Source organism: Stenotrophomonas maltophilia (assembly GCF_001676385.1).
GTDB classification, from domain to species: domain Bacteria; phylum Pseudomonadota; class Gammaproteobacteria; order Xanthomonadales; family Xanthomonadaceae; genus Stenotrophomonas; species Stenotrophomonas maltophilia_J.
In genome coordinates, this window is record NZ_LYVJ01000003.1 from 17,611 (window position 1) to 32,618 (window position 15,008).

Annotated in this window: 13 protein-coding genes; 4 read left to right on the forward strand and 9 right to left on the reverse strand. The window is 66.6% G+C overall.

The window, feature by feature from the left end; genetic code table 11:
* Positions 1-26 precede the first annotated feature (26 nt).
* From A9K58_RS04215 to A9K58_RS04235, 5 genes are all read right to left on the reverse strand, one after another.
* Complete coding sequence (locus tag A9K58_RS04215; protein WP_065198162.1) at positions 27-386, reverse strand: hypothetical protein; 360 nt, start codon at positions 384-386, stop codon at positions 27-29.
* 53 nt (positions 387-439) lie between these two features.
* A complete protein-coding gene (locus A9K58_RS04220; protein ID WP_065198163.1) occupies positions 440-856 on the reverse strand; it encodes a roadblock/LC7 domain-containing protein in 417 nt (138 codons plus the stop codon).
* Entirely contained in the window at positions 849-1,397 is a 549-nt protein-coding gene (locus A9K58_RS04225) for a GTP-binding protein (RefSeq protein WP_065198164.1), read from the reverse strand. The genes A9K58_RS04220 and A9K58_RS04225 overlap by 8 nt, the downstream gene beginning before the upstream one ends.
* Positions 1,390-2,355 (reverse strand): hypothetical protein, encoded by a 966-nt coding sequence (locus tag A9K58_RS04230; protein ID WP_065198165.1) that lies wholly within the window; start codon positions 2,353-2,355, stop codon positions 1,390-1,392. The genes A9K58_RS04225 and A9K58_RS04230 overlap by 8 nt, the downstream gene beginning before the upstream one ends.
* A gap of 311 nt (positions 2,356-2,666) precedes the next feature.
* Positions 2,667-4,889, reverse strand: a complete 2,223-nt coding sequence (locus tag A9K58_RS04235) for an NADP-dependent isocitrate dehydrogenase (RefSeq protein ID WP_065198166.1) — start codon at positions 4,887-4,889, stop codon at positions 2,667-2,669.
* Positions 4,890-5,265: 376 nt separating this feature from the next.
* Between A9K58_RS04235 and A9K58_RS04240 the strand changes: the two genes are divergently transcribed.
* On the forward strand, positions 5,266-5,622 hold the full coding sequence (locus A9K58_RS04240; protein WP_081283969.1) for a hypothetical protein: 357 nt from the start codon (positions 5,266-5,268) through the stop codon (positions 5,620-5,622).
* Between the two features lie 64 nt (positions 5,623-5,686).
* Entirely contained in the window at positions 5,687-6,463 is a 777-nt protein-coding gene (locus A9K58_RS04245; protein WP_065198168.1) for a hypothetical protein, read from the forward strand.
* A gap of 64 nt (positions 6,464-6,527) precedes the next feature.
* Here the strand turns inward: A9K58_RS04245 and A9K58_RS04250 are convergent, their stop codons facing one another.
* From A9K58_RS04250 to A9K58_RS04265, 4 genes are all read right to left on the reverse strand, one after another.
* Positions 6,528-7,040 (reverse strand): hypothetical protein, encoded by a 513-nt coding sequence (locus A9K58_RS04250; protein ID WP_065198169.1) that lies wholly within the window; start codon positions 7,038-7,040, stop codon positions 6,528-6,530.
* Between the two features lie 45 nt (positions 7,041-7,085).
* Complete coding sequence (locus A9K58_RS04255; protein ID WP_065198170.1) at positions 7,086-7,379, reverse strand: LysM peptidoglycan-binding domain-containing protein; 294 nt, start codon at positions 7,377-7,379, stop codon at positions 7,086-7,088.
* Between the two features lie 210 nt (positions 7,380-7,589).
* Positions 7,590-8,408 (reverse strand): NADPH-dependent 7-cyano-7-deazaguanine reductase QueF, encoded by an 819-nt coding sequence (gene queF, locus A9K58_RS04260; protein ID WP_065198171.1) that lies wholly within the window; start codon positions 8,406-8,408, stop codon positions 7,590-7,592.
* A gap of 519 nt (positions 8,409-8,927) precedes the next feature.
* Positions 8,928-10,247 carry a M20 family metallopeptidase gene (locus A9K58_RS04265; protein ID WP_065198442.1) on the reverse strand — a complete coding sequence of 440 codons (1,320 nt, stop codon included), beginning with the start codon at positions 10,245-10,247 and terminating at the stop codon, positions 8,928-8,930.
* Between the two features lie 185 nt (positions 10,248-10,432).
* Between A9K58_RS04265 and A9K58_RS04270 the strand changes: the two genes are divergently transcribed.
* Together A9K58_RS04270 and A9K58_RS04275 are read left to right on the forward strand one after the other, a co-directional pair.
* A complete protein-coding gene (locus A9K58_RS04270) occupies positions 10,433-11,677 on the forward strand; it encodes an efflux RND transporter periplasmic adaptor subunit (RefSeq protein ID WP_065198172.1) in 1,245 nt (414 codons plus the stop codon).
* Positions 11,678-11,751: 74 nt separating this feature from the next.
* Positions 11,752-14,985, forward strand: a complete 3,234-nt coding sequence (locus tag A9K58_RS04275) for an efflux RND transporter permease subunit (protein WP_065198173.1) — start codon at positions 11,752-11,754, stop codon at positions 14,983-14,985.
* Positions 14,986-15,008: the final 23 nt, after the last annotated feature.

Genomic DNA, 15,008 nt, shown 5'->3' on the forward strand with positions numbered 1-15,008 from the left:
GCTCAGCTCTACAACGCCTCGGCGGCTCAGATTGCCAGTTCGGCCTCCACGTCCTGCACCTTGCGTCGGGCCAGTGCCAGGTTGGACCGGCTACGATCCAGCACGAGGTAGAAGAACAGGCCCTTCTTCCTGGCAACCGGGCGCATGATGTGATACGCCTTGCCCAGCGAGATGAGGATGTCCTCGATGCTGTCGTTGAGGTTCAACGAAGCTGCGGTCTTCATCTTGGCGCGGATGACTTCGGTGTTGCCGGCGGCAGCCACTTCCATGTCCACCCCGGTACCGGCCTCGCCCAGCAACATGCCGCTTTCGTAGTCGACCAGCGCCACTGCCTGCGCGCCGTCGATATCCATCAGCGCGTTCAACGATTCATTCAATCCAGCCACGTCGCACCCCTTGTCGGTGTTGGTTCGAGCCCCTCGTTCCCCTGCGGCCGGGCTCACGATCCGCCGAGTTCGGCCAGGATCGCCTGGCCACATTCCCTGCTCTGCCACAGCACTTGGCCCATTACGCTGCGCGGGTCGCACGCCGCCATCAACAGCAGCGGTGCGCGCCCGTCGGCGTGGATGGCCAGCATCAGCACCTTGCCACCCATTGCTTCGAGCATCAGTGTCTGCAGATCCCCCAGTACCAGTTCGCGCCCGACCGCCGCTGCCAGGGCCAGCATCGCGCTGGTCATCGCCGCCAGCCGTTCACCGCGCCCTTCGGCGCCGGCACTGACCAGGGCGAAGCCATCAACGCTGGCCAGCACCACGGTACGTACGCCCTCAACCCGCTGCCGCAGGTCCTGCAGCAGCGGCTGCAGCCGTTCGCGCTGGCCTGCGTCGGGCAAGGCCGCCACCTGCCCATCAGCCATGCGCGGCCACCAGCGCGTGCGCTTCCATCTCACCCATCAGCACATCCATCAGCATCAGTCCCTGTTCGCGATCGCGTGCGTCCACCGCCAGCAACGGCAACGGTTGCTCGTCAAGGCAGGCACGCGCAGCCCAGCCATCCAGCACTGCATGCGGTACCTGGTCGAAATGGGTCACGGCCACCACCAGTGCCAGTGCCCGTGCATACGGCCGCAATACCCGCAGATAGGCCTCCAGGTCAGCGGCCACGTCAGCACGACGCGCATCCAGCAGCAGCACCACGCCGCGCGCGCCCTGCAGCAGGATCGGCCACAGGAAATCAAAGCGCTGCTGGCCAGGCGTTCCGTACAGCCGCAGGCGCTCACCATTGGGAAGGTCGATATCGGCATAGTCCAGCGCCACCGTGGTCGATGCCTTGTCGGCTCCGACGCGGTCACTGTTGGCAACATCGGTATCAATCACAACACCCGCTGCGATGCTGCGCACCAGGGTCGACTTGCCACTGCCCATTCCGCCCAGCACCACCACCTTGTGCTCACGCATTGCGTTCGCTCCCGCGCAGGTGGCGCCACAGCCGGGCCAGCAGGCCGCTGTCGTTGCCGGCGGTGCGCACGGTCAGCGCGGGCGCGGCCGGCGCTCCCTGCAGCTGCGCGTAGCCGCACAGATAGGCCGCGTGGATGAAATCGCGCACAGCCGCAGTGGGCAGATCAAGCAGCTCGGCACACTCCCCCACGGTACAGGCGCGCTTGAGCAACAGCGAACACAGGCGGAAGCCATCATGGTCGTGGCCCAGCACACGGAAATCGGGCCAGCGCAGCAGCTTCACCGAGGCGGTGCGCAGGCGCTCGTCCAGCGCCTGCCAATGACGGCTGTGCTGCGCCCATTGCCACAACAATGGCCGCAGCGGCTGCCGTGGCCGATCACCGGCCAGTGCCAGCAGCCGCGCAGGTGTCAGTGCATCCAGCTGCAGGCGATCGAACGCATCGGCCAACCGTTCCACCAGCCCCGTCGCCGGCTCCTGCATCAGGACCGCCTGGTCGTGTTCCAGGTCCATCAGCAGCAGGGGCTCGCCCGCATCACTGAGCAGGGCCTGCCCCTGGCGCAACGGCAGGCGTTCGCGCAGCAGGCGGGTAATTGCATGCGCGCCATCAGCCAGCCGGACCGGCGTGGCCGCCTGTACGACCGGAGGCTCGGGCGGCCGCTGCATGCCACGCAGCGCGCGACCGATGGCACCGTCATCCAGCACGGCCTGATGGTCATCACCGTCGCGCAGCTGGCCGCCGATGTCCTCGATCCAGCACCGCAGCCGCGGGCGTTGCTGGCGCATGCGCTGGGCCGCATTGCGCAGCGCCGGCGTATCGCGGATGACCAGAAGGTCGCAGTCGTCCAGGTTCTGGCTGCGCCGGATGTGGCCGTCCGGCAGTGCCGACACCAGCCGCAGCCGTTGCAGCAGTGCCTGCTCGCCCTGGATATCGGTTCCCACCACCAGCACACGCGCCATCCGTGCTCCCGTGCGGCCACCTCCCCGGTGACCTCCTGTCGCCAAGGCTAGGCCATCGTGAACAACGGCCGTCGTGATCGACTGCTCAGATTGATGGCTGTCGAAGATCTGCCCAGAGCGTTTCTGCGACAGCCATCGCGGGCAAGTTTCATGCCCCGTTGACGGCGTTCCGACGGCCGACGGATGTCACGGTTTCATCGCTCGGGGTCAGATCCCTCCTGCAGGGCAAAAGGGATCTGACCCCCAGAGCCAAAAAAGAAACCCGCGCCGGAGCGCGGGTTTCCGTGTCACAGCAGACCGAACGGTGATAATCAGCCGCGCAGCTGTTCCAGCGCGGCATTGAGGGTCGCGCTCGGGCGCATCGCCTTGCTGGCCTTGGCCAGGTCCGGACGATAGTAGCCGCCGATGTCCACAGCCTTGCCCTGCACCGCGATCAGTTCGTCGACGATCTTCTGCTCGTTGTCGGCCAGCGCCTTGGCCAGCGGTGCGAAGCGTGCCTTCAGGGCAGCGTCCTCGTCCTGCGCAGCCAGGGCCTGCGCCCAGTACAGCGCGATGTAGAAGTGGCTGCCACGGTTGTCGATGCCCCCCAGCTTGCGCGACGGCGACTTGTCGTTGTCGAGGAACTGGCCGTTGGCTTCGTCCAGCGCCTTGGCCAGCACACGGGCGGCGGCGTTGTCGTAGCGATTGCCCAGGTGCTCCAGCGACGCGGCAAGGGCGAGGAACTCACCCAGCGAATCCCAGCGCAGGTAGTCTTCTTCCACGAACTGCTGCACGTGCTTCGGGGCCGAACCACCGGCGCCGGTCTCGAACAGGCCGCCACCGGCCATCAGCGGCACGATCGACAGCATCTTGGCACTGGTGCCCAGTTCCATGATCGGGAACAGGTCGGTCAGGTAGTCGCGCAGCACGTTGCCGGTCACCGAGATGGTGTCCTCGCCCTTGCGGATGCGGCCCAGCGAGAACGCGGTGGCTTCCACCGGCGGCAGGATGCGGATGTCCAGGCCGGCGGTGTCGTGGTCCTTCAGGTACTGCTCGACCTTGGCAATGACCTGCGCGTCGTGGGCACGCGCGGCATCCAGCCAGAACACGGCCGGGGTATTGCTCAGGCGGGCGCGTTCGACGGCCAGCTTGACCCAGTCCTGGATCGGCGCGTCCTTGGTCTGGCACATGCGCCAGATGTCACCGGCTTCCACGGGGTGCTCGAACACCACGTTGCCAGCGTCATCGGTGACCTTGACCACGCCATCGGCGCCGATCTGGAACGTCTTGTCGTGCGAGCCGTACTCCTCGGCCTTCTGCGCCATCAGGCCGACGTTCGGCACCGAGCCCATCGTGGCCGGGTCGAAGGCACCATGCGCCTTGCAGTCGTCGATGACGGCCTGGTACACGCCGGCGTAGCAGCGATCCGGGATGACGGCCTTGGTGTCCTGCAGCTTGCCTTCGGCATTCCACATCTTGCCGGAATCGCGGATCATCGCCGGCATCGAGGCGTCAACGATCACGTCGCTGGGCACGTGCAGGTTGGTGATGCCCTTGTCGGAGTTGACCATGGCCAGGCCCGGGCGCTGCGCGTACTCGGCAGCCAGGTCGGCTTCGATGGCGGCGCGGGTGGCATCCGGCAGCGACGGCAGGCGCGCGACAAGGTCACCGATGCCGTTGTTGGCATCGAAACCGGCCTGCTTGATGGCATCGGCATGCTTGGCCAACACGTCCTTGTAGAACTCCTCGACGACGACGCCGAACATGATCGGGTCGGAGACCTTCATCATGGTCGCCTTCAGGTGCAGCGAGAACAGCACGCCCTGGACCTTGGCATCGGCGATCTGCTCGCCGATGAACGCGGCCAGTGCCTTGCGGCTCATCACTGCGGCGTCGACGATCTCGCCGGCCTTGACCGCGGTCTTTTCCTTCAGCACGACGGTGCTGCCGTCGTTGCCGTGCAGGATGATCTTCAGCGAACCGGCGTTGGCCAGGGTGGCCGACTTCTCGCTACCGTAGAAATCACCGGCGTCCATGTGCGCGACGTGCGACTTCGAATCCGACGCCCAGGCGCCCATGCGGTGCGGATGCTTGCGCGCGTAGTTCTTCACCGACAGCGGTGCGCGGCGGTCGGAGTTGCCTTCGCGCAGCACCGGGTTCACCGCGCTGCCCTTGACCTTGTCATAGCGCGCCTTGTAGTCGCGCTGCTGGTCGTCAGCCGGGCTTTCCGGGTAATCCGGCAGCGGATAGCCCTGGTCCTGCAGTTCCTTGATGGCGGCCTTCAGCTGCGGCACCGAAGCGGAAATGTTCGGCAGCTTGATGATGTTGGCATCCGGGGTGGTCGCCAGCTGGCCCAGCTCGGCCAGGTCATCGCTGACCTTCTGCGCGTCGCTGAGCAGTTCCGGGAATTGCGACAGGATGCGGCCGGACAGCGAGATGTCACGGGTTTCCACCACGATGCCAGCAGTGGCGGTGAAGGCATCGACGATCGGCAGCAGCGACTGGGTGGCCAGGAACGGGGCTTCGTCGGTCAGCGTGTAGAGGATCTTGGACATGGGGGACTTGGACTCTGTAGCAGTGCTCAGGGGAAGGCCGGCGCAAGCGCCGGGCCACGTGCAACCGTGCCGCGCGCAGGGTCGGACCCCGCGCTTTCCCCCGTCGCCGTCAGGGTGGGCGCGCGGCGGGGAAACCCCCGCATTGTCGCGTTTTCAGCCGCGCGGGGCAAAGCCATCCCATACGCGGCGGTACTGCAACGGTGTGTCCCCGCAGGGCGCAGGTCGCCGCCAGGAAGCCGCGCTCATGCGCCCTTAACCCTGGTTCCGCGTATATTCCGCGCGGAATGGACGAAACAGGATCGTCGTCATGTTGACACCCCGGCTGCCGTCAGCCGCAACGTTGTTCTTGGCCATGCTTGCATCAGGAGGATGCGCGATGTCTGACTCCGCCCACGCGGTTCCCGAAGCTTCCAGGACCCTGAAGATCGCTCCCCAGACACCGACCGGGAGGGTTTTCGAATGCGCCCGGAAACGCTTGGCGCAGCTCGGCGAGGAGGAGGCGCTCTGGGATCACAAGGTGACCCGGGAGGACATGCAGCACGGGGTGCTGGAAACGGGCAACTTCCCCGAAAACAACGTCAGCGGCTTCCGCCTGCACCTGCAGCACGACCCCGAATCCGGCTCGGTTTCGCTGCGCCTCCGGGGCGCTGGCGCCTACTTTGTCGACCAGGGGGTCGAGGCCGGCCTGAAGACGTTCGAAGAAGGCTTCACGCAGTGCCTGGCGACCCCCTGAGGGAACTTCGGGCACGGCGCAGGCCGTGGCAGGCCCGCGTAGACATCATCTAAGGAGAGGATGCATGCCAGACGGATATTCGATTGAAGCCCGGTCGCTGTCAGTGGCCGGTGTCGGCAGCCACGATTTCTGGGTCCTGCGCGATCCGCAGGGCAAGGCGCTGGCCGAATTGCATGGCCTGGCCACCGACCGCGAGACCCAGCGTGCCGTGCCGATCGGCACTGACGAGAAGAAGCACTCCCTGCGCGTGTGGCACTTTGCGCACGATAAGGAGTTCGCGGCCGAACACGGCATCAGGCCCACGGCCGAAAGTTACATCCAGGACGGGCAGCAGCACAGGACCGCGCTGACCGGAAGCAAGGAAGAAATACTCGGGCGCTGGAATGCGGCGGTGGCCGCCCAGGGCCAGCTCAACCAGTTGGACCTGGATTATCCGAACTATGGCTTCAAGGTGTTCGGGGAAACGGTGAACAGCAATTCCACGTATCGCACTCTCGGCGAAATCATGGGCGTGCCGGTCCGGGACTTCGGCGGAGTGCTCGAGCCAGGCATCGACAACCGCATGACGACGCCGGAGCAGATCGAGAAGCTGCGTGATCCGAAGTATCCGGTACTGTCCTCGAACACCGGGGACGTGCACCCGGCCCGGGGCGGCGTCGACGCCCTGCTTGCGGGCGCGCGCGACGGTGGTGGCGACAACTTGTCCACGGCAATGCGCGACCTGCTGGCCTCGCCGCAGGGGCAGGACTTCGCCGCCCGTGCGCAGCTCTCGGCCCAGCAGGCTGCCGAAACCGCGCGCCAGGCACCCGCCACCGCGCCGGACGCCCCCGCACGCGGCTGACAAAAAAGACGCAGCCTTGCGGCTGCGTCCATCGTGAGCCCTGCCGGGAGAGAGTCGGCAGGGCTTACTTGACCTCGAACTCCTGCGGCGTTCCAGCCGCCTTGCCATCGACGGTGACTTCGGCGCGGTATTTGCCGGCCGGCCAGCCCTTTGCATTCTTGAACGTGACGTTGGTGGTCTCCGCACCACTGGTATTCAGCGTAGCGCTCTGTTCGCCGGCCACCTGGCCATCCTGGAAGGTCAGTTTTGCGCCGACATTGGCATTGTTGGCGGCGCCGTCGGTCTTGACCGAGACGATGATGTCGTCCTTCGGAGCGAACAGGGCCGTCGGCGCGACGGACTTGTCAGCGGCGGCGGTCTTGCCCACGGTGACCGCGGAGACGCTGACCGCAGCGGTCTCGGTCATCGGCGGCGGTGCACCGGTCATCGGTGCCGGCGCCGCCGGTTCGGCCGGGGTGGTCGCGGCCGGAGCGGCATTGTTGTCAGTGGACTCTTCCTTCTTCTTGCAACCGACCAGGGCAACACTGCCCAGCAGGGCGGCGATGAGGGCGGTCTGGAGCGGGGTGGTCTTGATCATTCGGGGTTCCTCCCAGGGATTGTCGGACGGCGTGCGAGCGCCGGCTCACTTCGGCGGCAGTTTCAGGGTCTGGCCCGGAAAGATCTTGTCCGGGTCATCGAGTACATCGCGGTTGGCTTCGAAGATCTTCTTCCATGCATTGGCATCGCCCAGATGCTGCTTGGCGATCTTCGACAGCGAGTCCCCTTTCTGCACGGTGTAGGTGCCGCCGCCCACAACGTCGGCGGTACTGTCCACCGAAGCACTGACGCCGGAGAAGTCCGCCTTGGGCACCTGCTGGGCGGTACTGTCGACGCTGCTGCTGACGCCGGAGAAATCGGCCTTCTTCTCGGTACTCATCCACAACTCCCGTCTGCATGACTACGTGGCTCGCACGTTGACACGGCAGTTGTTAAATGGGGATGGTGCAGATGTGAAGCCGCCCCCGGGGGCGGCTGAACAATCGCGGGTACCCGGTAGTGCCGGCCGTTGGCCGGCTTGTCCTGAACGTGGGTTCCACGCAGGTGCCGGCCAGCGGCTGGCGCTACCTGATGTAATCGCCCGCGGCGCTTACTGGCGCAGTTCGCGGTAGGTCGCGGCCGGGGCGGCGATGCCCGGACTGGCACGCCAGGGGTTGATGTCCAGGCCCCCCCGGCGGGTGTAGCGGGCCTCTACTTCCAGCCACTGCGGCTGGCAGCGCGCGGACACCTCGCTGAAGATCCGCTCAACGCACTGCTCGTGGAACTCGGCATGCTCGCGGTAGCTGACCAGATAGCGCAGCAGGCCAGCACGATCGATCTTCGGCCCGCAGTAACGCAGGCTGATCGTGGCCCAGTCCGGCTGGCCGGTCACCGGGCAGTTGGACTTCAACAGTGCGGACACCAGCGTTTCCTCCACCACCTCACCTACATCGGCGGCGAGGAAGCCCGCCTGCGGCGGACCGTAGCAGTCGATCTCCACGTCCAGCCCATCGATGGATTCGCCCAGCGGCACCTCGCGCAGGCCCGGCAGGCCGAACTCGACCTGGACCGGCGCGCCGGCGCAGGCCGAAAGGTCGGCGACGATACGCGCACGCAGTGCCTCGGCGCTGTCGATGCGGGTGCTGTTGAGGGAATTGAGATACAGCTTGAACGACTTCGATTCGATCAGGCGCGGCGAGGTGCAGGGCACCTGCACGGTGGCCACGGCCACCTGCGGCTTGCCGCGCGGGTCGAGCCAGCTCAGTTCGAAGGCATGCCAGCGGTCGTGGCCGACGAACGGCAGCGCGGCGTCATCGAGGCCGATCTCGGCGCGGGCGCCGCTGCGGGGGATGGGAAACAGCAGGCCGGGATCGTACTGCGACGGGTAACTGACCTCGCGACCGAGGCTGGAATCCTGTGGGGTGTTCATGGGCTTCATTGTATCGCGGGCGGGGCGGGCCTTCGGCCGGGCCGGCCAACGGCGAAGCCCCTCCGCGGTGGTTCAGGCACGATCTCGGGGTCGGCCGGGAGGGTGGGTTGGCTAGGGGCCGCTGCAAGTACGTCCATGTAAGCTCGGTCGCCGCATCCATGCGGCTCACGCCCCCAGCCAACCCACCCTCCCGGCCACGGACAGTTTCCTGCACCACCACGGGAAAGATCAGAAAAATCAAGATCAAAAGCCGATCCTTCAGACGTCCATGACGTCTGCCGTGTCGACCAAGGTCGACACCTACCAACAGGCGCGTGAACCTGTCGGAGGTGGGGCGGTGTGGGCCTGCAGGACCGTTGGCGCCATGGATGGCGCCATCGAGCCCCCATGGACGGGTTTACGGCGTGTCCTGCAGGCCCACACCGCCCCGCCCAACCAACAGAAATTCAGCTCCCTTTTTGCCGTTGACGTTGCCGTTGATTCAAGCGGGTACAGGGCTGCAAGCCCTGCCGGAAACCCTCACCCCGCAGGCGTGCCGGCACCGTGCAGGTAATCCAGGCTCACCTGCAGCAGCGCCCTCAACCCGACATCCAGCGCCTTCTCATCCAGCAGGAACTTCGGCGAATGGTTGGCCGGCGCCGTCGCCGGGTCGATGCCCACGCTGGTGGAACCGACGAAGAAGAACATGCCCGGCACTTCCTTCGCGTACAGCGAGAAGTCCTCCGCGCCCATCTGCAGCGGCGGCTCGTATACGTTGTCCTTGCCCACTACCGCCTGCAGGCTCGGCAGCATCTTCGCGGTCAGCGCCGGGTCGTTCACCGTGGCCGGGTTGCCTTCCGACTCGTAGATGTCGGTCACCGCCTTCGCGCCATGCGCAGCCGCGGTGTGCTCGGCCACGTTGCGCAGGTCGGCGAAGATCTGCTGGCGCATGCCTTCGTCGAAGGTTCGGATGGTACCCACCATTTCCACTTCATCGGGAATGATGTTGTAGCGGATGCCACCGTTGATCGCGCCGAAGGTCAGCACTGCCGGCTGCTTGGACAGGTTGGCGCGGCGGCTGACGATGGTCTGCGCGGTACCCACCAGGTCGGCGGTGGCGACGATCGGATCAACACCGTTCCAGGGCGCCGAACCATGCGTCTGGCGGCCGATCACCTTGATGCCGAAACGGTCCGAGGCGGCCATCAACGGGCCGCCCCGCACGGCGATCTGCCCCGCCTGCACGCTGGAGAACACGTGCAGGCCGAACACTGCCTCGGGCTTGAAGCCGGCAAACAACCCCTCCTTCAGCATCAGCGCGGCCCCACCCTCTTCCGGTGGCGGTGCACCCTCCTCGGCCGGCTGGAAGATCAGCATCACCTGGCCCGGCAGGTCCTTCTTCATCGACACCAGCGCTTCGGCCACGCCCAGCAGGGTCGCGGTATGCGCGTCGTGGCCGCAGGCATGCATCACGCCCACGGTCTGCCCGCGGTACTGGTCGGTGGCCTTGGAGGCGAACGGCAGGCCGGTCTGCTCGGTCACCGGCAACGCGTCCATGTCCGCGCGCAGCGCGATCTTCGGACCGGGCCTGCCACCCTCGATGATCGCCACCACGCCGTGGTGGGCGATGCCCGTCTTCGGCTTCAGGCCCATCGCGCGCAGGTGCTTGGCGACTTCGGCCGAGGTCCGTGACTCGCGATTGGACAGTTCCGGGTGCTGGTGGAAGTCACGGCGCCATTCGATCACCCTGGCCTGCAATCGCTGGGCGGCGGCGCTCACTTCCGGGCGCTGCCCGTCCTGGGCGTGGGCAAGGGCCGGCAGGGCCAGCAGCAGGGCGGACAGCAGCAGCGAACGACGCATCATGGTCTCCACAACAAGGGGCTCCAGCTGAATGTAGGGCAACACTGCCGCCACGGGAACCTCTCCGCCTGGGTCGGGTCTTAGCGCCCGTCCCATCCGTCATGCAGGAAACGTGATGTGGCACAGGTATGCTTTGCGCATTGCCCCCGGCCCTGCCCGGTCCAGTCCTCTTGGAGTCCCTCGTAATGTCACGTGTTTGGAAGATCGTGCTGCTGGTCGTGGCGGTGCTGGTGCTGGCTGTGGTCGGCCTGCGCGTCGCCGGTGGAGGCAAGGACAAGGCTGGAAAACCCGCGGCGGGCGCGCGCCAGGGCGGCGAAGACCCGGATGCCGGTCCGGTGCCGGTGACCGTGGTCGATGCCATGCGCCAGGACGTGCCGGTCTATGCCAGCGCGCTGGGTACGGTGACCGCGATGAACACCGTCACCGTCAGTCCGCAGGTCGGCGGCCAGCTGATGAGCCTGAACTTCCGCGAGGGCCAGGAGGTCAAGAAGGGCGATGTGCTGGCGGTGATCGACCCGCGCACCGCGCAGGCGAGCTATGACCAGGCCGCAGCGGCCAAGCGCCAGAACGAAGCCCTGCTGGCTACCGCACGCGCCAACTACCAGCGCTCGAACGCACCGGAATATCGCCAGTACGTCGCCAAGACCGACCTGGATACACAACGAAACCAAGTGGCACAGTATGAAAGCGCGGTGGCGGCAAACGAAGCCAGCATGCGCTCGGCGCAGGTGCAGCTGCAGTACACAAAGGTCACTGCGCCGATTTCCGGCATCGCGGGCATCCGCGCGGTCGATGCCGGCAACGTGGCCAACGCCGGCACGGCACTGGTCACGCTGACCCAGATCCATCCGATCCACGTGCTGTTCAACCTGCCCGAGCGCCAGCTTGGCGACGTGCGCCAGGCGCAGGCCGCGGGCACGGTGCCGGTGGCTGCATTGGACCGCGCCGATTCGCACGTGCTGGCCGGCGACGGCAAGCTCGACGTGATCGACAACCTGATCAGTGCCGACAGCGGCACGTTCAAGGCACGCGCCGTGTTCGACAACACCGGCAACGGCCTGTGGCCCGGCCAGTTCGTCAACGTGCGCATGCAACTGCGCACGATCGCCGGCGGCGTGGTCATTCCCACCCAGGCCGTGCTGCGAGGCCCGGATGGTGAGTACGTCTACGTCGTGCAGGGCGACAGCACGGTGAAGATGCAGGCCGTGCGCAGCGGCGTGGAAGTGGGTGACAGCCAGGTGCAGATCGCCGAAGGCCTGAAGGGCGGCGAGCGGGTAGTCAGCGAAGGCCAGTTCCGCCTGAAGCCGGGCAGCAAGGTCACCGCGCTGAAGCCGGGCGAGACACCGGCCGCACCGACCGAGGCCGAACTGAAGGCGGCCGAGCAGAAGAACGCGGGCGGCGGTGGCCGTCGCGGTGGTGGCCCGCGCTGAGCGCAGGCTGCCGATTTCCCTCGCGCCGGCGAACCTGCCGGCGCCGACATTGAAGTGCCAGCAAGGATCAGTCCGTGGGCTTTTCGACGATCTTCATCCGCCGCCCGATCGCCACCTCGCTGTTGATGGCGGGCCTGTTGCTGCTCGGCATCCTCGGTTATCGCAAGCTGCCGGTGTCGGCGCTGCCTGAAATCGATGCACCCAGCCTGGTGGTCACCACCCAGTACCCGGGGGCCAACGCCACCACCATGGCCTCGCTGGTCACCACGCCACTGGAGCGCCAGTTCGGGCAGATCTCCGGGCTGGAGCTGATGACCTCCGACTCGTCGGCGGGGTTGTCGACGATCATCCTGCAGTTCTCGATGGACCGCGACATCGACATCGCCGCTCAGGACGTGCAGGCGGCGATCCGCCAGGCCACCCTGCCCTCGTCGCTGCCCTACCAGCCGGTCTACAACCGGGTGAATCCGGCCGACGCGGCCATCGTCACCCTGAAGCTGACCTCGGACACGCGCCCACTGCGGGAGGTCAACAACTATGCCGACTCGATCCTGGCCCAGCGCCTGTCGCAGGTGCAGGGCGTCGGCCTGGTCTCGATCGCAGGCAATGTGCGCCCGGCCGTGCGCATCCAGGTCAATCCGGCGCAGCTGTCGAACATGGGCCTGACCCTGGAAGAGCTGCGCAGCGCGCTGACCCAGGCCAACGTCAACGCGCCGAAGGGTTCGTTGAACGGCAAGACGCAGTCCTACAGCATCGGCACCAACGACCAGCTGGCCAGCGCCGCCGAGTACCGCGACACCATCATCAGCTACAACAATGGCCGCCCGGTGCGGTTGTCGGACGTGGCCGAGGTGGTTGATGGCGTGGAGAACGACCAGCTGGCGGCCTGGGCCGATGGCAAGCCGGCGGTGCTGCTGGAGGTGCGCCGCCAGCCCGGTGCCAACATCGTGCAGACGGTCGAGCGCATCCGCGCGATCCTGCCGCAGCTGCAGGGCGTGCTGCCGGCCGACGTGCACCTGGAAGTCTTCAACGACCGCACCGAGACCATCCGTGCGTCGGTGCATGAAGTGCAGTTCACCCTGATCCTCACCATCGGCCTGGTGGTGGCGGTGATCTTCGTGTTCCTGCGCCGGCTGTGGGCCACCATCATTCCCTCGGTGGCGGTGCCGCTGTCGCTGGCCGGCACCTTCGCGGTGATGGCGTTCGCCGGCATGTCGCTGGACAACCTTTCGCTGATGGCGCTGGTGGTCGCCACCGGCTTCGTGGTCGACGATGCGATCGTGATGATCGAGAACATCGTGCGCTACATCGAGCAGGGCAAGAGCGGCAAGGAAGCGGCCGAGATCGGTGCGCGCCAGATCGGCTTCACGGTGCTCTCACTGACCGTCTCGCTGGTGGCGGTGTTCCTGCCGCTGCTGCTGATGCCCGGCGTCACCGGCCGCCTGTTCCACGAGTTCGCCTGGGTACTGAGCATCGCCGTGGTGCTGTCGATGCTGATCTCGCTGACGCTGACCCCGATGATGTGCGCCTACCTGCTCAAGCCCGATGCCCTGCCCGAAGGCGAGGACGCGCATGAGCGCGCAGCGGCCGCCGGCAGGCAGAACCTGTGGACCCGCACCGTCGGCCTGTACGAACACAGCCTGGACTGGGTGCTGGGCCATCAGCGCCTGACCCTGGCCGTGGCCGGCGGCGCACTGGTGCTGACCGTGCTGCTGTACATCCTGATTCCCAAGGGCCTGCTGCCGGAACAGGACACCGGCCTGATCACCGGCGTGGTGCAGGCCGACCAGAACATCGCCTTCCCGCAGATGGAACAGCGGACCATGCAGGTCGCCGAAGCGCTGCGCCAGGATCCGGACGTGACCGGCGTGTCGGCCTTCATCGGTGCCGGCAGCATGAACCCCACGCTCAACCAGGGCCAGCTGTCGATCGTGTTGAAGGAACGCAGCCAGCGTGACGGGCTGGACGAGATCCTGCCGCGCCTGCAGAAGGCGGTGGCCGGCATTCCAGGCGTTGCGTTGTACCTGAAGCCGGTGCAGGACGTGACCCTGGATACCCGCGTGGCCGCCACCGAGTACCAGTACTCGCTGTCAGACGTGGATTCGGCGACGGTGGCGACCCAGGCCACGCGCCTGACCGAGGCACTGCGCAAGCGCCCGGAGCTGGCCGACGTCGACAACAACCTGTCCAACCAGGGCCGCGCGCTTGAACTGAACATCGACCGTGACAAGGCCAGCGTGCTGGGCGTGCCGATGCAGACCATCGATGACACGCTCTACGATGCATTCGGCCAGCGCCAGATCTCGACCATCTTCACCGAACTCAACCAGTACCGGGTGGTGCTGGAAGTGGCACCGGAATTCCGTACCAGCACTGCATTGATGGAACAGCTGGCGGTGGCGTCCAATGGCGCCGGCGCACTGACCGGCACCAACGCCACCAGCTTCGGCCAGGTCACCTCGTCGAACTCCTCGACCGCCACCGGCATCGGCGCGCAGAACACCGGCATCACCGTCGGCGCCGGCAACATCATCCCGCTGTCGGCACTGGCCGAAGGCAAGGTCAGCAGCGCGCCGCTGGTGGTCAGCCACCAGCAGCAGCTGCCGGCGGTGACGGTCTCGTTCAACGTGGCGCCGGGCTATTCGCTGTCCGAAGCCGTGCGCGCGATCCAGGAGACCAAGGACAGCCTGGACATGCCCGCCCACCTGCATGCCGAGTTCATCGGCAAGGCCGCCGAGTTCACCGGCAGCCAGACCGATGTGGTGTGGCTGCTGCTGGCCTCGCTGGTGGTGATCTACATCGTGCTGGGCGTGCTGTACGAGAGCTACATCCATCCGATCACGATCATCTCCACGCTGCCGCCGGCCGGTGTCGGCGCGCTGCTGGCGCTGATGCTGTGCGGGCTGAGCCTGTCGGTGGATGGCATCGTCGGCATCGTGCTGCTGATCGGCATCGTCAAGAAGAACGGCATCATGATGGTGGACTTCGCGATCGAGGCACGCCGCGCGGGTGCCAACGCGCACGAAGCGATCCGCCGCGCCTGCCTGCTGCGCTTCCGACCGATCATGATGACCACCGCCGCGGCCATGCTCGGCGCGCTGCCGCTGGCACTGGGCACCGGCATCGGCTCGGAACTGCGCCGCCCGCTGGGCATCGCCATCGTCGGTGGCCTGCTGCTGTCGCAGCTGGTGACGCTGTACACCACGCCGGTGATCTACCTGTACATGGAACGTTTCTCGGAGTGGCTGGCGCGCCGCCGCGAGCAGCGTGCGCTGCGCGATGGTTCGCTGCAGGAGCCGCAGGCATGATCCACGCCCCGCTGCCGTGGGCG

Coding starts and splice junctions, on each gene's coding strand:
- A9K58_RS04220 (WP_065198163.1), bottom strand. CDS start 856: ATGGCTGATGGGCAGGTGGCGGCCTTGCCCGACGCAGGCCAGCGCGAA.
- A9K58_RS04225 (WP_065198164.1), bottom strand. CDS start 1,397: ATGCGTGAGCACAAGGTGGTGGTGCTGGGCGGAATGGGCAGTGGCAAG.
- A9K58_RS04230 (WP_065198165.1), bottom strand. CDS start 2,355: ATGGCGCGTGTGCTGGTGGTGGGAACCGATATCCAGGGCGAGCAGGCA.
- A9K58_RS04235 (WP_065198166.1), bottom strand. CDS start 4,889: ATGTCCAAGATCCTCTACACGCTGACCGACGAAGCCCCGTTCCTGGCC.
- A9K58_RS04240 (WP_081283969.1), top strand. CDS start 5,266: ATGTCTGACTCCGCCCACGCGGTTCCCGAAGCTTCCAGGACCCTGAAG.
- A9K58_RS04245 (WP_065198168.1), top strand. CDS start 5,687: ATGCCAGACGGATATTCGATTGAAGCCCGGTCGCTGTCAGTGGCCGGT.
- A9K58_RS04250 (WP_065198169.1), bottom strand. CDS start 7,040: ATGATCAAGACCACCCCGCTCCAGACCGCCCTCATCGCCGCCCTGCTG.
- A9K58_RS04255 (WP_065198170.1), bottom strand. CDS start 7,379: ATGAGTACCGAGAAGAAGGCCGATTTCTCCGGCGTCAGCAGCAGCGTC.
- queF (WP_065198171.1), bottom strand. CDS start 8,408: ATGAACACCCCACAGGATTCCAGCCTCGGTCGCGAGGTCAGTTACCCG.
- A9K58_RS04265 (WP_065198442.1), bottom strand. CDS start 10,247: ATGCGTCGTTCGCTGCTGCTGTCCGCCCTGCTGCTGGCCCTGCCGGCC.
- A9K58_RS04270 (WP_065198172.1), top strand. CDS start 10,433: ATGTCACGTGTTTGGAAGATCGTGCTGCTGGTCGTGGCGGTGCTGGTG.